We start from the raw sequence: 19,375 nt of genomic DNA on the forward strand, positions 1-19,375 counted from the left end.
TCGTGTCACACACTCTAGCCAGTAGACGCCCCTATGGATGCCAATCTCCGCAAAGCCGCCCTTGAATACCATGAGCTTGGTCGCCCCGGCAAAATCTCGGTTACGCCGACCAAGCAGCTCACCAATCAGCGCGACCTGGCCCTGGCGTACTCGCCCGGCGTGGCGGCAGCCTGTGAAGAAATCGTTGCCGATCCGGCCAATGTGTACCGCTACACGGCGCGCGGCAACTTGGTGGGCGTGATCACCAACGGCACCGCGGTGCTGGGCCTGGGCAACATCGGCGCGCTGGCCTCCAAGCCGGTGATGGAAGGCAAGGCGGTGCTGTTCAAGAAGTTCGCCGGCCTGGACGTCTTCGACATCGAAATCAACGAGACCGATCCGGACAAGCTGGTCGAGATCATCGCTGGCCTGGAAGCGACTTTCGGCGGCATCAACCTCGAAGACATCAAGGCCCCGGAGTGCTTCACCGTCGAGCGCAAGCTGCGCGAGCGCATGAAGATCCCGGTCTTCCATGACGACCAGCACGGCACCGCGATCTGCGTGTCGGCCGCCTTCATCAACGGCCTGAAAGTCGTGGGCAAGGACATCAAGCAGGTCAAGGTAGTGACCTCGGGCGCCGGCGCCGCCGCGCTGGCCTGCCTGGACCTGATGGTGGACCTGGGCCTGCCGCTGGAAAATGTCTGGGTCACCGACATCGAAGGCGTGGTCTACGAAGGCCGCACCGTGCTGATGGACCCGGACAAGGCGCGCTTCGCGCAGAAGACGGACGCGCGCAAGCTGGCCGAAGTGATCCAGGACGCCGACGTGTTCCTGGGCCTGTCGGCCGGCGGCGTGCTCAAGCCCGAGATGGTCGCGGCGATGGGCCCGCGCCCGCTGATCCTGGCGCTGGCCAATCCCACGCCCGAGATCCTGCCGGAACTGGCGCAATCGGTGCGCGACGACGTGGTCATGGCCACGGGCCGTTCGGACTATCCGAACCAGGTCAACAACGTGCTGTGCTTCCCCTACATCTTCCGCGGCGCGCTGGACGTGGGCGCCACCACCATCACGCGTGAAATGGAAAAGGCGGCGGTCTACGCCATCGCCGAGCTGGCCGAAGAGGAACAGAACGAAGTGGTGGCGGCGGCCTATGGCACCTACGATATTTCGTTCGGCCCTGAGTACCTGATTCCCAAGCCTTTCGATCCGCGCCTGATCGTGCGCATCGCCCCGGCGGTGGCCAAGGCTGCGATGGAAGGCGGCGTGGCCACGCGTCCGCTGGCCGACCTGGAAGCCTACGAAGAACAGCTGCAGCAGTTCGTGTACCACTCGGGCGCCTTCATGAAGCCGCTGTTCTCGGCGGCCAAGCGCATCGTGCGCGAAGGCGCTCCGGCCCGCATCGTGTTTGCCGAAGGCGAGGACGAGCGCGTGCTGCGCGCGGTGCAGGTGATCGTGGACGAAGGCCTGGCCCGTCCCATCCTGGTGGGCCGTCCGTCGGTGCTGCTGACCCGCATCGAAAAGCTGGGCCTGCGGCTGCGCCTGGGCGAGGACGTCGAAGTCACCAACCCGGAATACGACGAGCGCTTCCACCAGTACTGGACCACGTACTGGGAACTGATGTGCCGTCGTGGCATCACCAAGGAAATGGCGCGCGTGGAAATGCGCCGCCGCATGACCCTGATCGGCGCGATGATGGTGCGCCTGGGTGATGCCGACGGCATGGTCTGCGGATCGGTGGGCGCGTACCACGACCATCTGCGCTTCGTGGACGAAGTCATCGGCCGCCGCCCTGGCCACAATGTGTACGCCGCCATGAACATCCTGCTGCTCAACGAGCGGACGGTGGTGCTGGTGGACACGCATGTCAACGACGAACCCTCGGCCGAGCAGATCGCCGAATTCACCATCGCCGCCGCCAACGAGATGCGCCGCATGTATCTGGCGCCCAAGATCGCGCTGCTGTCGCGTTCGAACTTCGGTTCGGGCAGTTCGGCCTCGGGCGCGAAGATGCGCCGCGCGCTCGAACTGGTGCGCCAGGCCGCGCCGGACCTGGAGATCGACGGCGAGATGCATGGCGACTGCGCGCTGGATGAAGCGCTGCGCATGCGCATCCTGCCGTCGTCCACGCTCAAGGGCCAGGCCAACCTGCTGGTGTGCCCGAACGTGGACTCGGGCAACATCGCCTACAACCTGCTCAAGACGGCCGCGGGCGGCAACGTGGCGGTGGGTCCGTTCCTGCTGGGCGCGAATGCGCCGGTGCACATCCTGACCTCCAGTTCCACCGTGCGCCGCATCGTCAACATGACCGCGATGACGGTGGTCGATGTCAATACACCGCGTTGATGTGACGCCACCCGGTCCGGCGTGCCCGCGCACGCCGACCGGCCTGGTCCTGACCGGAGGCGGCGCCCGCGCTGCCTATCAGGTGGGCGTGCTCAGCGCCATCATGGAGTTGCTGGATCCGGACTGGCACTCGCGCTTTCAAAATCCTTTCCACATCATCTGCGGCACCTCCGCCGGCGCCATCAACGCCGCCGCGCTGGCCTGCCGCGCCGATCGGCCCCATCTGGGCGTGCGCCGCATCCGCCGGCTGTGGTCCTCCCTGAATACCGACATGATCTACCGGGCCGATGCGCCCGGCCTGATCCGTACCGGCGTGCGCTGGCTGGGCTTGCTGTCGCTGGGGTGGATGTACTCGGGCCTGACGCGCAAGCGGCCCCATTCGCTGCTGGACAACAGCCCCATGCAGGGCTTGCTGGAGCGGGTGCTGGACTTCCAGCACCTGCGCACCAATCTTGAAAGCGGCGCGCTGTCGGCGTTGGCGATCACGGCCTCGGGCTACACCAGCGGCGAGCACTTGACCTTCTACCAGGCGCACACGCCCATCGAACCCTGGCACCGCTATCTGCGGCTGGCGCTGCCCACGCCCATCGGCATCGACCACCTGATGGCCTCGTCCGCCATTCCCTTCGTCTTCCCGGCCCGCCAGGTGCAGGTGCATGGCAAGGGGGAGTGGTGCGGCGACGGCTCGATGCGCCAGCTTGCGCCCATCAGTCCGGCCATACACCTGGGGGCGCATCGGGTGCTGGTGATAGGCACGGGTTTCCGCGATGAAACCCACCCTGAAAACCGCGAGGATTCGCCACCTTATCCCTCGCTGGCCCAGGTCGGCGGACATGCGCTGGCCAGCATTTTCCTGGACGGCCTGTCGGCCGACGTCGAGCGCCTGGAGCGCATCAACTTCCTGATGGACCAGTCCGGTTCGGATGGCGGGCAGGGCCACGCGCGCCGCATCGAGGTCCTGACGATCACCCCCAGCCAGTCGCTGGATGTCATGGCGCTGGAACATTTGCAGGATATGCCGGCCCAGGCCCGTGCCCTTTTCCGCGTACTCGGTGTATCGTCCGACCCAGACCGTCCCGGCGGCGGGTCGCTGATGTCCTACCTCTTATTTGAATCCAGCTACACCAAGCGATTGATTGAACTGGGTTATGCCGATACGATGCAGCGTAACGACGAAGTGATCGCCTTTTTCAAGGGGGCTCAGGCATGACGCGCAATGGCCAATCTACTCTGCAGCGGCAGCTGATGCGCGGCGGTGCGCTGGCCCATGACGGGCTGGACAAGAAGGCCGTGGTGGATGCCGCCCATGAGCTTGGCCTGGCCCTGTTCGTCGCCAATTGCGATCCTGCCCGCAGCCGTTCCGCGGTGCTGCGCGCCATCGTCAAGGCAGTGGATTTCCCCGAGTACTTCGGCGGCAACCTGGACGCGCTCTACGACTGCCTGTGCGACACCGTGCTGGACCACAAGACCGGCGTGGTGCTGTGGCTGTACAAGCTGCATTCGGGCGATCCGGCGCTGGAAGAAGACGCTGGCCGCATCGAAACCGTTTGCTCCGACGCGGCGGATTTCGCGCGCGAAAACGGTCGTGTATTTGCGTATGTCGTCGAGCACGCCGGACGCCATCCGGACCCCGAGCCCGGCGTGGCGGCAGCGCCCTACGGCGAAGACAACTGATCTGACCGTCCTACCAGGCCAGCAGCGCGCTGGCCGCCGACAGCAGCGCCAGTCCCGCGGTCTCGGTGCGCAGCACCCGGGGGCCGAAGCGCACGGCCTGCACGCCCGCCTCGCGGGCCTGGGCCAATTCCTTGTCCGACCATCCGCCTTCGGGCCCCACCAGCAAGGTCAGGGCCTGCAGGTTCGGCACGGCACGCAGCGCGCCGGCAAGGTCGTCACTCGCTTCGGGATGACACATTAGCCGCAGGCCATCGGCGGGCTGTTGCAGCCAGTCGGCCAGCGTGAGCGGGGCGTCCACCGCCATCAGCCGGTTGCGGCCGCATTGTTCGCTGGCGGATTGCGCGATGCGCTGCCAGTGCGCCACGCGCTTGTCGAGCCGGGGGCCCGACAATTGCAGCACGCTGCGCTGGGCGGCGATGGGGCAGACGCGCGCGGCGCCCAGCTCCACGGCCTTCTCCACCACCCAGTCCATCTTGTCCCCGGAGGGCAGCCCCTGCACCAAAGTAATGCGTCCGGCCAGTTCAGCCTCGCGCGGCAGGAATTGGCCCAGTTGGGCAAAGCCGGCCTTGCCGTCCACTTCGAGGGTGGCGGGATATTCGCCGCCCTGGCCGTTGAACAGCGCCACGGCTTCGCCCGCGCGCAGCCGGAGCACGCGCAGCGCATGGTGCGCCAAGGCGTCCGGCAGCGCCACGCGGGCGCCGGCGGTCAGGGGGATGTCGCAGAAGAAACGGGGGGCTGACATGAATGTGCGCAAACTGATCTGATGTGGAGAAAGACTTTCTTGCCGCCGGGCCGTTCCAAGGCAAAAAACGCTTCTTGGGGAGCAGCTAGCCGGCGCAGCGGGCCCGGCGTGGGGGCGCTTGTTCTCGGGCCAGTAGCCTAGCACGGGGCCGCCTTCTGGCCGATGGCGTCGGGGAAACCCCTGGATGCTAAAATCCCATGCTTCGCAACCTACTCAACTGGCCCCTATTTCGATCGTAGGCCCGCCAGCTTCAAAGAGCCTTCCGAATGAGCAATCCGACCGCCCCTAAACTTGCCTTGGCGGATGCCATCCGCGCCCTCGCGATGGACGCCGTGCAACAAGCGAACTCCGGGCATCCGGGTGCTCCCATGGGCATGGCGGAAATCGCCCAGGCCTTGTGGGCCGGCAACCTGCGTCACAATCCCAAGGATCCCGCCTGGGCCAATCGCGACCGCTTCGTGCTGTCCAACGGCCACGGCTCGATGCTGATCTACGCCTTGCTGCACCTGACCGGCTACGACCTGCCGATCGAAGAACTGAAGAATTTCCGCCAGCTGCATTCCAAGACGCCGGGCCACCCCGAAGTGGGCATCACCCCGGGCGTGGAAACGACCACCGGCCCGCTGGGCCAGGGCCTGGGCAATGCCGTGGGCATGGCGCTGGCCGAAGCGCTGCTGGCCGCCGAGTTCAACAAGCCCGGCCACACGCTGGTCGACCATCACACCTACGCCTTCACCGGCGACGGCTGCCTGATGGAAGGCATCTCGCACGAAGTCTGCTCGCTGGCCGGCACGCTCAAGCTGGGCAAGCTGGTGGTGCTGTATGACGACAACGGCATTTCCATCGATGGCCACGTCGAGCACTGGTTCGCCGACGACACCGCCAAGCGCTTCGAAGGCTACGGCTGGAACGTGATCCGCGGCGTGGACGGCCATGACGTCGCTGCCGTGGACGCCGCCATCAAGGCCGCGCGCAAGCAATCGGACAAGCCCACGCTGATCGTCTGCCGCACCGTCATCGGCAAGGGTTCGCCCAACATGGCCGGCACGCACAATGTGCACGGCGCGCCGCTGGGCAAGGACGAAATCGCCGCCACGCGCGCCGCGCTGGGCTGGTCGTCGGAACCGTTCCAGATTCCGCAAGACATCTACGACGGCTGGGATGGCCGCAAGCAGGGCGCCGCCGCCCAGGCTGAATGGCAGTCGGCATTTGACGCCTATGCCGCCGAATTCCCCGCCGAAGCCGCCGAATTCACGCGCCGCATGAAGGGCGAAATGCCCGCCGGCTACGCCGAACAGTTCAAGGCGTTCCTGGACGCCACGCTGGAAAAGGCTGAAACCGTCGCCACCCGCAAGGCTTCGCAGTTCGCCATCACCGCGCTGGCGCCGCTGCTGCCGGAAATGCTGGGCGGTTCGGCCGACCTGACCGGTTCCAACTTCACCGACTGGAAGGGCGTTGCCGCCGTCCGCGCCGGCGACAAGGGTATCCAGTTCGGCCGCCACATCAACTACGGCGTGCGCGAATTCGGCATGGCCGCCATCATGAACGGCGTGGCCCTGCATGGTGGCTACCTGCCGTTCGGTGGCACCTTCCTGACGTTCTCCGACTACTCGCGCAACGCCATCCGCATGGCTGCGCTGATGAAGCAGCGTGTGGTCCACGTGTTCACCCACGACTCCATCGGCCTGGGCGAAGATGGTCCGACCCACCAGTCGATCGAACACGCCTCCAGCCTGCGCCTGATTCCCAACCTGTCGCTGTGGCGTCCTTGCGATACGGCCGAAACCGCCGTGGCCTGGAACGCGGCCGTGACGCGCCCGACCAGCATCGGCATGGACGTGCATGACGGCGGCCCGACGGCCCTGTTGCTGTCGCGCCAGAACCTGCCGTTCGTGCCGCGCGACGCCGCCACCGTCGAGGCCATCGCCCGCGGCGGCTATGTGCTGCGCGACGCCGAAGGCGCCCGCGCCGTCATCATCGCCACCGGCTCGGAAGTCGCCATCGCACTGGATGCGCAGGCGCAACTGGCCAAGGACGGCATCGCCGTGCGCGTGGTCTCCATGCCCAGCACCGACGTGTTCGACCGCCAGGACGCCGCCTGGAAGCAATCCGTGCTGCCCAAGGGCCTGCCGCGCGTGGCCGTCGAAGCCGGCATTACCGCCTTCTGGCACAAGTACGTGGGCCTGGAAGGCGCCGTCGTCGGCATCGACCGCTACGGTGAATCCGCGCCTGCCGGTGCACTGTTCAAGTTCTTCGGGCTGACCGCCGACAAGGTGGCCGAGACCGTCAAGCAAGTTTTGTAAAAAGGAGCTCAGTCATGACTATTCGCGTCGCCATCAACGGTTACGGTCGCATCGGCCGCAACATCCTGCGTGCCCACTACGAAGGTGGCAAGAAGCACGATATCGAAATCGTCGCCATCAATGACCTGGGCGATCCCAAGACCAACGCGCACCTGACGCGCTACGACACCGCCCACGGCAAGTTCCCGGGCACCGTCGAAGTCGACGGCGACTTCATGGTCGTCAACGGCGACAAGATCCGCGTGCTGGCCAACCGCAACCCGGCCGAACTGCCCTGGGGCGAGCTGAAGGTCGACGTGGTGCTGGAGTGCACGGGCTTCTTCACGACCAAGGAAAAGGCCGGCGCGCACATCAAGGGCGGCGCCAAGAAAGTCATCATCTCGGCCCCCGGCGGCAAGGATGTCGACGCCACCATCGTGTACGGCGTGAACCACGGCGTGCTGAAGGCCACCGACACCGTCATCTCCAACGCGTCGTGCACCACCAACTGCCTGGCCCCGCTGGTCAAGCCGCTGAACGACAAGCTGGGCCTGGAAAACGGCCTGATGACCACCGTCCACGCCTACACCAACGACCAGGTCCTGACCGACGTCTACCACGAAGACCTGCGCCGCGCGCGTTCGGCCACCATGAGCATGATCCCCACGAAGACCGGCGCCGCCGCCGCCGTGGGCCTGGTGTTGCCGGAACTGAACGGCAAGCTGGACGGCTACGCCATCCGCGTCCCGACCATCAACGTGTCGCTGGTCGACCTGTCGTTCGTGGCCAGCCGCGACACGACCGCCGAAGAAGTGAACGGCATCCTGAAGGCCGCCTCCGAAGGCGAGCTCAAGGGCATCCTGGACTACAACACCGAGCCCCTGGTTTCGGTGGACTACAACCACAACCCGGCCTCCAGCACCGTTGACGCGTCGCTGACCAAGGTTTCGGGCCGCCTGGTCAAGGTCTCGTCCTGGTACGACAACGAGTGGGGCTTCTCGAACCGCATGCTCGACACCACCGTCGCGCTGATGTCGGCCAAGTAAGCAACACGGCTAGTCCATAGAGGGGACGGATTTGTTTTCCGCGCTTGCGGAAAATGGGTTCGTCCCCTTTGTACGCCCATCGTAGGAATCCAAATATGTCCAAGGTCAACACTCTGTCCGCGCTGGCCAAGTCCGGCGCCCTGTCCGGCAAGCGCGTGTTCATCCGCGCCGATCTGAATGTGCCGTTCGACGACGCCGGCCGCATCAGCGAAGACACCCGCATCCGCGCCTCGGTGCCCGGCATCCGCATGGCGCTGGACGCCGGCGCCGCTGTCATGGTCACCTCCCACCTGGGCCGTCCCAAGGAAGGCGTGCTGACCGAAGCCGATTCGCTGGCCAAGGTCGGCCAGCGCCTGTCCGAACTACTGGGCATGCCCGTGCAACTGGTGCGCGACTGGGTCGATGGCGTCCAGGTCGATCACGGCCAGGTCGTGCTGCTGGAAAACTGCCGCGTCAACGTTGGCGAAAAGAAGGACGACGAGACGCTGTCCAAGAAGATGGCGGCGCTGTGCGACGTCTACGTCAATGACGCGTTCGGCACCGCTCACCGCGCCGAAGCCACCACCCACGGCATCGCGCGCTTTGCGCCCGTGGCCTGCGCCGGTCCGCTGCTGGCCGCCGAACTGGACGCCCTGGGCCGCGCGCTGCACGAACCCAAGCGTCCGCTGGTCGCCATCGTCGGCGGCTCCAAGGTGTCGACCAAGCTGTCGATCCTGCAGTCGTTGGCCGACAAGGTCGACCAGTTGGTGGTGGGCGGCGGCATCGCCAACACCTTCATGCTGGCCGCCGGCCTGTCCATCGGCAAGTCGCTGGCCGAGCCCGACCAGGTCGACCAGGCGCGCGCCGTGATCGACATCATGAAGCAGCGCGGCGCGGCCGTGCCGATTCCGGTAGATGTGGTGTGCGCCAAGGCATTCGGCGCCGACGCCGAAGCCACCGTCAAGGCGGCTGAAGACGTGGCCGACGACGACATGATCCTGGACATCGGCCCCAAGACCGCGGCGCAGTTGGCCGAGATCCTGAAGCAAGCCGGCACCATCGTCTGGAACGGCCCCGTGGGCGTGTTCGAGTTCGACCAGTTCGCCAACGGCACCGAAGTGGTGGCGCGTGCGATCGCCGAATCGGCAGGCTTCTCGATCGCCGGTGGCGGCGACACGCTGGCCGCCATCGCCAAGTACGGCATTGGCGAACAGGTCGGCTACATCTCGACCGGCGGCGGCGCTTTCCTGGAATTCCTGGAAGGCAAGACCCTGCCCGCCGTGGCCGTGCTGGAAGCCCGCTACGCCAAGTAAAGCGGTTTGCCCTGCAAAGCCGAAGCCGCCCCGATGGGGCGGCTTTTTCATGCAGGCTATTTGATGGCGGCTGCCCCGGTTTGGCCGGCTTGGTGTAGCCTTGGCGCAAACAGCCGCTCCGAGCGCGCTTCCTTCCCGATTTTCCCTCGCAGCATCATGAACTTACGTTTCATTCCCGGCCTCAACAACTTCCGCGGCATCACCCGGGAATCGGCGCGGCGCGACGTCACCGCCGGGCTGAGCGTGGCGGCGGTGGCGCTGCCGGTGGGTCTGGCCTACGCGGCCATGATGGGCGTGCCGCCCGTGGCCGGCCTGTGGGCGGCCATCGCCGGGATGCTGGGTTACGCCTTGTTCGGTTCGTCGCGCACCTTGATCGTCGGGCCGGACACGGCCACCTGCACCCTGATCGCCGCCACCCTGACCGGGATGGCGCTGACCTCGCCGGAAGACCGGCTGGTGGCCGCCACCGGCATCGCCTTGACGGTGGGCGTGGGCTGCCTGATCGCGCGCGCGCTGCGGCTGGGCGTGCTGGCCAACCTGCTGTCGCGACCGGTGCTGATCGGCTACATGGCGGGGGTGGCGATTACGCTGGCCCTGTCGCAGCTGAGCGGCCTGACGGGGGTGGGCCTGCGCAACAGCGGCCTGGTGCATCCCTTCCTGGAGTTGTCGCGGCGCCTGCCCGAAATCCAGATCCCGACGTTGATCCTGGGCCTGACCTCCTGCGCGCTGCTGGTGGCGGTGAAGCGATGGCGGCCCACCTGGCCAGGGCCCATCCTGCTGGTGGTGCTGGCCTGCCTGCTGTCGTGGCTGTTCAACTTTCCCGGGCTGGGCATCGCCGTGGTGGGCGAGGTGCCCGCCGGTTTGCCGGCGCTGAGCCTGCCGGTGCGGCTGGAGGGCCTGGACGGCATCCTGCTGGGCGCGGCGGGGGTCTTGGTGGTCAGCTTTTCCAGCGGCATCGTGACGGCGCGCAGCTTCGCCGCACGCACGGGCGAACACGTGGATCCCAACCGCGAGCTGGTGGGCTTTGGCGCGGCCAATATGGCGGCGGGCCTGTTCCAGGGATTCGTGGTGACCGGCGCGGATTCGCGCACGGCGGTGGGACTGGTGGCCGGCGGTTCCTCGCCGCTGGTCAGCGTCACCGCGGCCGCCGCGCTGGCGGTGGTGGTGGGCCTGCTGAGCGGACCGCTGTACTGGCTGCCGCAGGCCGTGCTGTCGGCCATTCTGCTGCTGGCCGCCATCAGCCTGTTCGACGGCCACGCCTTCATGCGTCTGGCCCGCATCTCGCGCATCGAGTTGGCGTTCGGCATTCTGGCCGCGGTGGGCGTGGTGGGCTTTGGCGTGCTGCAAGGCGTGGCGGTGTCGGTGGGCGCCACGCTGCTGTATGCGATGTACGTGTCCGGCAATCCGCGCGATGCCTTGCTGGGCCGGCTTCCGGGGGAAACGGTGCTGGGCAAGCTGCACCTGAATCCCGAGGCGCGGCCGGTGCCGGGCGCGGTGATCTGGCTGTTCGAATCCTCGGTGTGGTTCTTCAACGCCGATGCCTTCCGCCGGCGCGCGCGCGAGATCATCGAGCAGGCGGGCGACGTGCGCTGGTTCGTACTGGACGCCGAGGCCATGACCCAGGCCGACGCCGACGCGGTCGAGGCGCTGTACGAACTCAAGCGCACCCTGGATGAACGCGGCATCACGCTGCTGGTGGCGGGCGGACACGGCCAGTTCCGCACTGCGCTGGAACGTTCCGGCCTGGTCAAGAAGATCGGCCGCGAAAAGATTTTTGGCAGCCCCGAACAGGCGGTGGAAGCGATCGAACGCTGGCGCCAGGCGCCGCCCGCGGCGCTGGGCTAGGGAGCTCCGGCTCGGCGTCCCCGGCTAGGCGCCCCCTGCCAGGCGCCTCCAGCTAGGCGCCCCCCCGGCTAGTCGATGATGTGATAGCCGCCGTCGATGTATATCGTCTGCCCGGTCATGCGGCGGGCGGCGTCGGTGGCCAGCCAGGCGGTGGCTTCGCCCACGTCGTCGATGGATACCAGGCTGCGCGTGGGGGCCTTGGCCTGGGCCCGGTCCAGCAGCGCGTCGAACTCGGCGATGCCCGACGCGGCGCGCGTCTTCAACGGCCCTGGCGATATCGCGTGCACGCGTATGCCCTGCGGACCCAGTTCCGCCGCCAGATAGCGGGTGGCGGATTCCAGTGCGGCCTTCACCGGCCCCATCATGTTGTAGTGCTCGACCACCATCTGCGAACCGTAGTAGCTCATGCAGAACAGCGCGCCGCCCTTGCGCATCAGTGGCTCGGCCAGCTTGGCCATGCGGATGAAGGACCAGCAGGACAGGTCCATGGCCTGCAGGAAGCCCTCGCGCGAGCAGTCGGTCACGCGGCCGTGCAGATCGTCGCGCGGCGCGAAGGCGATGGAGTGCAGCACGAAATCCAGCTGGCCCCATTCGGCAGCGACGCTGTCGAAGACAGCCTCGAGTTGGCCTGCGCGCGTCAGGTCCAGCGGCAGCAGCAGCGGCGCGTCCACCTGGCGGGCCAGCGGCTCCACATGGCGCAGGGCCTTGTCGTTCAGGTAGGTCACGGCCAACTCCGCGCCCAGGGCGCGGAAGGCCTTGGCGCAGCCCCAGGCGATCGAGTCCGCGTTGGCGATGCCTGTCACCAGGCCGCGCTTGCCGGCCAGCGGCAGTGCCGCGCTCATCGCTGCTTCACCAGCGCCAGCGTGTGCTGGGCGATGATCAGTTCTTCGTTGGTGCGCACCACGTAGACGCCGATGCGGCTGTCGTCGCTGGAGATGCGCGGCCCGTGGCGGGCGTTGCGTTCCGGGTCCAGCTTGATGCCCAGCCAGCCCCAGTGCTCGCTGATGGCCTGGCGGATCTCGGCGGAGTTCTCGCCCACGCCCGCCGTGAAGACGATGCCGTCCACGCCGTTCATGGCGCAGGCCAGGCCTATCATGCCCTCGGCCACGCGCCAGGCGAAGTATTGCAGCGCCAGCTTGGCCGAGGGGGCGTCGCTGGCCAGCAGTTCGCGCATGTCGTTGCTGATGCCGGAGAGGCCCTTCATGCCGCAATCGTGATAGAGCAGGTGCTCGATCTCGTCGTGGTTCATGCCGCGTTCCATCATCCACAGCACCACGCCGGGATCCAGGCGGCCGGGGCGGGTGCCCATGGGCAGGCCTTCCAGCGCGGTGAAGCCCATGGTGCTGTCCACGCTCTTGCCGTGGTGCATGGCGCAGGCGGAAACGCCCGAGCCCAGATGGGCCACGATGATCTTGCCGCCGGCGATGTCCGGCAGCGCCTTCCGCAGGCGCTGCGCGATGTACTCGTAGGACAGGCCATGGAAGCCGTAGCGGCGCACGCCTTCCTGGTACAGCCGTTCCGGCAGGGCGTAGCGGTCGGCCACGTCGGAATGGCTGCGGTGGAACGCGGTGTCGAAGCAGGCGACTTGCGGGATCCAGGGGCGGCGCTCGCGGATCACGCGGATGGGCGCCAGGTTGTTCGGCTGGTGCAGCGGCGCCAGCGGCGTGAAGGTGTCGAGCTTGGCCAAGATGGCGTCGTCGATCAGTACCGGCTCGGACAGGTCGGGTCCGCCGTGCACCACACGGTGGCCAACGGCCAGCGGCGCGCCGCCGAGGTGGCCGCTGAGCCAGGTGCCGACCACTTCCTGGCCGTTGGGCACGTCGGGCGCGTGGCTGGGCGCGATCTCGCGTTCGACCAGGGTCTGGCCGGCGGCATCGCGCACTTTCAGCTTGGGGTGCGAGGTGCCTATGCCTTCGAGCTGGCCGCCCAGGCGCGGGGCCAGCTCCTGCGCGCCGTCGATGTCGTACAGGTAGAACTTGATGCTGGAACTGCCGGCGTTGATGACGAGGATGGTATCGGTCATGGCGCTGTGATTCCGGATGGTGAGCGGCGCGTCAAGCGAGCGGGCGGGCCTGTTGCTGGGCCAGGTGGTGTGCGTAGATCGCGGCCACCGCGCAGGACGCGAGGCGCGAGCGCGGGCTGTCGGCGCGGCTGGTCAGGATGATGGGCACGCGCGCGCCCAGCACGATGCCGGCCGCTTCGGCGTTGGCCAGGAAGGTCAGGTTCTTGGCCAGCATGTTGCCGGCTTCCAGATCAGGCACGACCAGCACCTGGGCCACGCCGGCCACCGGCGAGCGGATGCCCTTGATGCGGGCGGCGTCGGGGCTGATGGCGTTGTCCAGCGCCAACGGGCCGTCCAGCAGGCCGCCCGCGATCTGGCCGCGGTCGGCCATCTTGCACAGCGCGGCGGCTTCGATGGTGCTGGGGATGCTGGGGTTGACCTGCTCGACCGCCGACAGGATGGCCACGCGCGGCTCGCCCAGGCCCAAGCCGTGGTGCAGGTCGATCACGTTGCGGATGATGTCGGCCTTGGTTTCCAGGTCCGGGAAGATATTGATGGCGGCGTCGGTGATGAAGAGCGGTTCCGCGTAGGTCGGCACTTCCATGATGAAGACGTGGCTGATGCGCCGGCTGCTGCGCAGCCCGGTGCTGCGCGCCACCACTTCATGCATGAGTTCGTCCGTGTGCAGGCTGCCTTTCATCAGCAGTTCGGCTTCGCCGCTGCGCACCAGCGCGACCGCGCATTCAGCGGCCGCGTGGCTGTGCGGCGCGTCGACGATGCGGGCATCGCCCAGGTTCAGCTTGTGCTCGGCGGCGGTGGCGCGGATCTTCTGCTCGGGACCCACCAGGATGGGCTTGAGCAGGCCCAGGTCGCGCGCTTCCAGCGCAGCCGATAGCGAGGGTTCGTCGCAAGGATGGGCGATGGCGCAATGCGCCGGCGCCAGCGTCTGCGCGCGCGCGATGAGCCTGTCGTAATGGGACGTAGGGGGCAGCGTCATGCGGATTTGGCCTTGGCGGATTTGCGCGCGGGACGCGCGGCGGGTTTGGCGGTGGCGCCGCGCTTGGCGCGTACCGGGACGGCAGGCTGGGCCGCGGCCGAGGGGGCTTCGTGCCTGGCCGCCGCCGCGCGCACCGATTTGCGCGTCACGGCCGGCGTCTTTTTGGGCGCGGGTTGCAGCGCCTCGTCGCGCTTCTGCGCGCGACGCTCGGCGTACTCGAAGAGGCGTTCCATCTCGTCCAGGCTGATGCGGGCGGCCTCGCTCAGGGGCTCGGCGGCTTCCAGCACATGCTTCATGGTGTCCAGCGTCTCGCGGATCGCGGGGGCGGGCGCATTCTCCAGCAGCTGCGGTATGGCCTGGATCGAGCCGGCCGCGTCCAAGGTCATCAGCAAGGCCTGGTCGCGGATGATGTCCTTGAATTCCTGCAGCGACAGGGCGGTGTCGGATTCGGCGCGCATCTTGCGGATCAGCGCATAGCTGCGTTCGTCCAGGCCGCCTTCGGCGCCCGATACGTACAGCAGCATCCGGATCGCGGCGACGCGCAGGCCGCCTTCCAGCATCAGCGAGCGCAGCTCGGCGGCGCGCTCTTCCATGAAGCGGCGGTGCTCGGGCGATACGCCAGGGTGCTTGCGCGGCGGGCCGGAGCGCGCGCCCAGGCCGGCCAGGTCCTGCACCAGGGGCGAGCCGTACACGCCCATGAAAGTGCGCTCGTCGGCGGAATCGCGCAGTTCCTGCCAGATGTTCAGGCTGGTCTCGATCAGGTTCGAGAACATTTCCTGGGCCATCAGGAAGGGGTTGGCGGGCGAAGCCGGCTGGCGATGTTCACGCACATGCTCGGCGACCTGCGCGATGGGCGCGATGGCCGGATTGCGGTCGGAGATCAGCTCATAGGGCAGGCGCAGCGGATGCAGGCGCTGCGACCATTCCGCCGACTGCGGCGTGACCAGGGCGCGCAGCCAGGGCTGCACGAAGCTGCGGTACATGCCCAGGTTGATGTCGGAAATGCGGGCGACGGCGGCGAAGCGGCGGTCGTCCTCTTCGTTGCGCTCGACGATGGCGCGCACGTCGTCCAGGCTGCGCTGCTCGAACGACAGCACGTAGTTGCCGAAAGCCAGGTCGGCGTTGGGCGTGTCGGGCGTCTTGTCGGCGATTTCCGCCTGATAGATGCCCGGCGGCAGCACGTCGATCATGTCGATGTTGGACGTGAACTCCTGGTGCTCCTTGCGCGCCACGCTGCCGGACACGAAGATGCCCAGATGGCCGATGCTTTCATGCACGGCATAGACGATGGTCTGGCCATGCGCCAGCACTTCGGATTCGTCCTGGTACAGGTCGGGGATCCAGCCCAGCGCCTGCGGCGGGGGCGTGATGTTGTCGCCCTTGGAGCAGAACACCACGATGGGCGAGCGGATGTTGCGCAGGTCGATGCGGATGCCGTCCGAGGTCACCAGGCCGGCGGTGGCCAGGCGGTTGCCCACGAACAGGTTGTCGACGATGTACTGGATTTCCGGGCCGTTCAGGAAGACATGGCCGCCCCACCATTTCTCGAAGCTCAGGTAGCGCTTGGCCTCGGTGTCGACATTGGCGTACAGGTTGTACTGCTTGGACCACAGGGTGTTGGCCGGATTCAGGTTCTCGAAGTTCTGCACCAGCCAGGCGCCGTCGAATTTTCCGTCGCCCAGGTCGCTGGTCATGGCGGTGAGCCAGCTGCCGCCCAACAGGCCGCCGGCGTAGCGCATGGGGTTCATGCCGCGCCAGCCGGCCCAGTACGACAGGGGGGCGCCTGCCACGATGATGGGGCCGAACAGTTCGGGGCGGACTGCGGCAGTCATCATGATCTGCCAGCCCGCCTGGCAGTTGGCCACCACCACCGGCTTGCCTTCGGCGTTGGGGTGCAGCGCGATGATTTCCTCGAGGAAGCGGGCCTCGGCCATCATCACGTCCTCGACGGTCTGGGTCGGCATGGGCTGCGGCAGGAAGGTGGCGAAGTAGCAGGGGTGGCCGGCGCGCAGCGCCACGCCGATCTCGCTCTCGGGCTTGAAGCCGCCGATGCCGGGGCCGTGTCCAGCGCGCGGGTCGACCACCAGGAAGGGCCGCTTGATGGGATCGGTTTCCACGCCTTCCGGCGGCTTGATGCGCAGCAGGCCGTAGTTGACGGGCCGCGGCAGACAGCGGCCGTCCATCACCAATTCGGATTCCATGCTCAGCACATTCGGGGCGCGCTTGGCCATGTGCTCGTGGTACTGGTTGCCGCGCTGGCGCATCACATCGGCGTAAAGCACGCCGCGCTGCCAGGCGTCCACTGCGTATTCGTAGGCGGCCGTCCAGGGGTTGAAGGGCGGGGCGGGTACGCGATCGTTGCCGGATCCGGCCATAGCGATCTCCTGTAGGTTGCTTGCGGCGGCAAACCGCCGCGCCGATTCCGAGTGGAACCGGCCGAGTTGACCTCTCCATTACACCGCAACTGATGTTGCGGTGCAACATCAAGGGTCTTGACGCAGGTCAAATGGGACTGATCTCCCCGTCCCCTTTAGGGCCGGGCAGCCGGGCGACGGTTCAAACCGGGTCGTGGCAGACTGCTTCGATGCGGTTGCCCGAAGGGTCCAGCAGGAAAGCGGCGTAGTAGTGGGGGTGGTAACGCTCGCGCAGGCCCGGCGCGCCGTCGTCGCGCCCCTCATGGGCCAGGCCGGCGGCGTGGAATGCGTCGACCGCGGCGCGGCTGGGCGCCTTGAAGCACCAGTGGCGGCGCGCGGCCGGGGCAGCGGCGGCGTCGTCGGCGAATACGGACAGGTAGCTGTGCTGGCTGTGGCCGGCCTGGCAGCGTTCACCGTAGCCGAGCGCGTCGGGGCGGTCATAGACCTTGTCCGCGCCCAGCGCCTGCATGATGGCGTCGTAGAAGGGCCGGGCGGTGTCCAGGCGGGAAACGGCGATGGAGACGTGATCCAGCAGTTGCATCGCGGCTCCCGCTCGGGTCAGGCGCGCGCGGCGGCGTTGTGCTCCAGCCATTTCTGGACGGAGGGGCGCTGCCACTGGGCCTCGGCATAGGCGCGCAGGGCGTCGGGCAGGTCGTCCTGGAACAGACGCTTGAGCATGACCGCGAGATCCGTATCCGCGATGCTCCATTCATCGAACACCGAAGTCTGGCCCGTGCCCAGCAGATGGGTGCCCACGTGGATGAGCTTGGCCGCGGCGGCGTGCGCGGCATCCGATAGCGGCAGACCGGCGGCGCCGTAGAACACGGTTTCGGTCGGCCGTTCCTGGCGCAGCGCGCCCAGGTCGCTGCGCAGCCAGGCCTGCAACTGGCGGGCGCGGGCGCGCTGGCGCAGGTCGCGCGGATAGAGCGCGGCGTGCGCTGGTGCGGGGAAGGCGTCTTCCAGGTATTCGGTGATGGCGCTGGACTCGGTCAGGCAGAAGTCCGCGTGGGTCAATGCCGGCACCCGGGAGGTCAGCGCGCGGCTTTGATAAGGCTGCATGCGTTGTTCACCCGCTTCCAGGTCGATGGGGCGCACCTCGAACGGCAGCTGTTTTTCAGTCAGCGCCACATAGGCCGACATGGCGTAGGGGCTGAGGAACAGGGAATCGACGAATAGCGTAAGCGGGGCGCCCAAAATCTAGTCTCCAGTCGGACGGCAAATGGCATGCGCCGCGGCGGCAGACCGCGGCTACTTCACTTTAAAGCGTAACGCATCTGCGGCGGGCCTGTCGCGCCGGGGCCTCAGTCGACGATGAAGAGCTTGGCGCCCACGGCGGTGGACGAGCGGTGCGGTTCGGCCTGGTCCGCGACCTGGTAGCTCATGCCTGGCGTCAGCACGAACTGCCGTCCGTCTTCCAGTTCGGTGTGCAGTTCGCCTTCCAGGCAGAACAGGATGTGGCCCTTGCTGCACCAGTGGTCGGCCAGGTAGCCCGGCGTGTATTCGACCATGCGCACGCGCAGGTCGCCGAACTGCCGGGTGCGCCAATAGGCCATGCCGGTGTCGCCAGCGTGTTCGGTGCGTTCCACCTCGGACCAGTCGGTGGTGCCAAAGGGGATGTTGCTCATCTTCATTGTGAATCCTGCGTTGTGGTCCGGGCGGAATCGCCCCGTTGAAAGAACAGATACTACGCCAGGCCGGGAACAGGCCTGACCTGGCGCATTGAAAAATCGCTCCATAACCCCTATCTTCTTGATATCCCAGGCCGGATCCGGCGCAACCGGAGGCGGCCGCAACGCTTTGCCAAGGGCTGCACATGGAGTTCAAGGACTACTACAGCATTCTAGGGGTGGAGCGGGAGGCCTCCGAAGACGACATCCGGCGCGCCTACCGCAAGCTCGCCCGCAAATACCATCCCGATGTCAGCAAGGAAAGCGACGCCGAGACGCGCATGCGCGACGTCAACGAAGCCTACGACGTGCTGCGCGACAAGGAAAAGCGCCTGGCCTACGACAATCTGGCCGCCGGCGTATCGCCCGAGGGCAGCTTCCAGCCGCCGCCCGGCTGGGACGAAGGCTTCGAATTCCACCGCGGCGCGGCACCCGGCGACGAGGCGCAGTTCAGCGAGTTCTTCTCCTCGCTGTTCGGCGGCCGCAGCCGGCGCGGCGGGACGCAGCAGCAACAGGAGTTCCGCGCGCGCGGCGAGGACCACCACGCCGCGATCGAGGTGGACCTCGAAGATGCGCTCAAGGGCGCCACGCGCGACATCAGCCTGCGTTCCATGCAGATGGACGAGCAGGGCCGCCCCCATATGCAGACCCGCACGCTCAGCGTGCGCATCCCCCCCGGCGTGCGCGAAGGCCAGTACATCCGGCTGGCCGGGCAGGGCATGCCGGGCTACGGCGGCGGCGAGAACGGCGACCTTTATCTGGAAGTCCGCTTCAAGCCGCATCCGCGCTACCGCGCCGACGGCCGCGATCTCTACATGACGCTGCCGGTGGCGCCCTGGGAAGCCGCATTGGGCGCCAGCGTGCATGCGCCCACGCCGGGCGGCACGGTCGAAGTCTCGATCCCCGCGGGGTCCGCCAACGGCCGCAAGCTGCGCCTGCGCGGCCGCGGCATTCCAGGCGATCCTCCGGGAGATCTCTACCTGGTGCTGGACCTGGTCTTGCCGCCCGCTGACAGCGAGGCGGCCAAGGAGGCCTACCGCAAGCTGCAGCAGGACCTGCCCTTCAATCCGCGGCGCCACCTGGGGGTATGAC

16 protein-coding genes are annotated in these 19,375 nt (G+C 67.3%); 8 read left to right on the forward strand and 8 right to left on the reverse strand.

Annotated elements, in window-relative coordinates; all coding sequences use genetic code 11:
• Positions 1-33 precede the first annotated feature (33 nt).
• From AC6LKD_RS22115 to AC6LKD_RS22125, 3 genes are read left to right on the forward strand one after another with little or no spacing between them, the layout of a single operon-like run.
• Positions 34-2,322, forward strand: coding sequence for an NADP-dependent malic enzyme (locus AC6LKD_RS22115; RefSeq protein WP_498117459.1), 2,289 nt, complete (start codon positions 34-36; stop codon positions 2,320-2,322).
• Complete coding sequence (locus AC6LKD_RS22120; RefSeq protein WP_492274571.1) at positions 2,303-3,532, forward strand: patatin-like phospholipase family protein; 1,230 nt, start codon at positions 2,303-2,305, stop codon at positions 3,530-3,532. The genes AC6LKD_RS22115 and AC6LKD_RS22120 overlap by 20 nt, the downstream gene beginning before the upstream one ends.
• The gene (locus AC6LKD_RS22125) at positions 3,529-3,996 is read left to right on the forward strand and encodes a barstar family protein (RefSeq protein WP_492274572.1); all 468 of its coding nucleotides are present in this window, start codon (positions 3,529-3,531) and stop codon (positions 3,994-3,996) included. The genes AC6LKD_RS22120 and AC6LKD_RS22125 overlap by 4 nt, the downstream gene beginning before the upstream one ends.
• 10 nt (positions 3,997-4,006) lie before the next feature.
• Here AC6LKD_RS22125 and AC6LKD_RS22130 read toward each other — a convergent pair whose 3' ends face one another.
• Positions 4,007-4,738 (reverse strand): 16S rRNA (uracil(1498)-N(3))-methyltransferase, encoded by a 732-nt coding sequence (locus AC6LKD_RS22130; protein ID WP_498117460.1) that lies wholly within the window; start codon positions 4,736-4,738, stop codon positions 4,007-4,009.
• A gap of 266 nt (positions 4,739-5,004) precedes the next feature.
• On the opposite strand from AC6LKD_RS22130, the gene tkt reads away from it, so the two are divergent.
• The 4 genes from tkt to AC6LKD_RS22150 all read left to right on the forward strand — a co-directional run bounded on the left by tkt (position 5,005) and on the right by AC6LKD_RS22150 (position 11,203).
• On the forward strand, positions 5,005-7,041 hold the full coding sequence (tkt, locus tag AC6LKD_RS22135) for a transketolase (RefSeq protein WP_498117461.1): 2,037 nt from the start codon (positions 5,005-5,007) through the stop codon (positions 7,039-7,041).
• A 14-nt stretch (positions 7,042-7,055) separates the two neighbouring features.
• Complete coding sequence (gene gap / locus AC6LKD_RS22140; RefSeq protein ID WP_013395726.1) at positions 7,056-8,066, forward strand: type I glyceraldehyde-3-phosphate dehydrogenase; 1,011 nt, start codon at positions 7,056-7,058, stop codon at positions 8,064-8,066.
• A gap of 95 nt (positions 8,067-8,161) precedes the next feature.
• A complete protein-coding gene (locus tag AC6LKD_RS22145; RefSeq protein ID WP_332011356.1) occupies positions 8,162-9,358 on the forward strand; it encodes a phosphoglycerate kinase in 1,197 nt (398 codons plus the stop codon).
• Positions 9,359-9,514: 156 nt separating this feature from the next.
• Entirely contained in the window at positions 9,515-11,203 is a 1,689-nt protein-coding gene (locus tag AC6LKD_RS22150; protein WP_492274576.1) for a SulP family inorganic anion transporter, read from the forward strand.
• Between the two features lie 68 nt (positions 11,204-11,271).
• On the opposite strand, the gene fabI is transcribed toward AC6LKD_RS22150, so the two are convergent.
• The 7 genes from fabI to AC6LKD_RS22185 form a co-directional block, all read right to left on the reverse strand.
• On the reverse strand, positions 11,272-12,045 hold the full coding sequence (fabI, locus tag AC6LKD_RS22155) for an enoyl-ACP reductase FabI (protein ID WP_498117462.1): 774 nt from the start codon (positions 12,043-12,045) through the stop codon (positions 11,272-11,274).
• Positions 12,042-13,226, reverse strand: coding sequence for an acetate/propionate family kinase (locus tag AC6LKD_RS22160; protein WP_207465556.1), 1,185 nt, complete (start codon positions 13,224-13,226; stop codon positions 12,042-12,044). The genes fabI and AC6LKD_RS22160 overlap by 4 nt, the downstream gene beginning before the upstream one ends.
• Before the next feature lie 31 nt (positions 13,227-13,257).
• A complete protein-coding gene (locus tag AC6LKD_RS22165) occupies positions 13,258-14,202 on the reverse strand; it encodes a phosphate acetyltransferase (RefSeq protein ID WP_013395721.1) in 945 nt (314 codons plus the stop codon).
• On the reverse strand, positions 14,199-16,577 hold the full coding sequence (locus AC6LKD_RS22170) for a DUF3141 domain-containing protein (RefSeq protein ID WP_498117463.1): 2,379 nt from the start codon (positions 16,575-16,577) through the stop codon (positions 14,199-14,201). The genes AC6LKD_RS22165 and AC6LKD_RS22170 overlap by 4 nt, the downstream gene beginning before the upstream one ends.
• Positions 16,578-16,758: 181 nt before the next feature.
• A complete protein-coding gene (locus AC6LKD_RS22175) occupies positions 16,759-17,157 on the reverse strand; it encodes a VOC family protein (RefSeq protein ID WP_498117464.1) in 399 nt (132 codons plus the stop codon).
• A 17-nt stretch (positions 17,158-17,174) separates the two neighbouring features.
• Positions 17,175-17,810: a glutathione transferase gene (gene yfcF / locus AC6LKD_RS22180; RefSeq protein ID WP_492274580.1), complete on the reverse strand. Its 636-nt coding sequence runs from the start codon at positions 17,808-17,810 to the stop codon at positions 17,175-17,177.
• Positions 17,811-17,917: 107 nt separating this feature from the next.
• Positions 17,918-18,247: a DHCW motif cupin fold protein gene (locus tag AC6LKD_RS22185; protein WP_013395717.1), complete on the reverse strand. Its 330-nt coding sequence runs from the start codon at positions 18,245-18,247 to the stop codon at positions 17,918-17,920.
• Positions 18,248-18,429: 182 nt separating this feature from the next.
• Here AC6LKD_RS22185 and AC6LKD_RS22190 point away from each other — a divergent pair, with 182 nt between their 5' ends.
• The gene (locus tag AC6LKD_RS22190) at positions 18,430-19,374 is read left to right on the forward strand and encodes a DnaJ C-terminal domain-containing protein (RefSeq protein WP_492274581.1); all 945 of its coding nucleotides are present in this window, start codon (positions 18,430-18,432) and stop codon (positions 19,372-19,374) included.
• Position 19,375: the final 1 nt, after the last annotated feature.

The organism is Achromobacter sp. D7-1 (genome assembly GCF_059760445.1).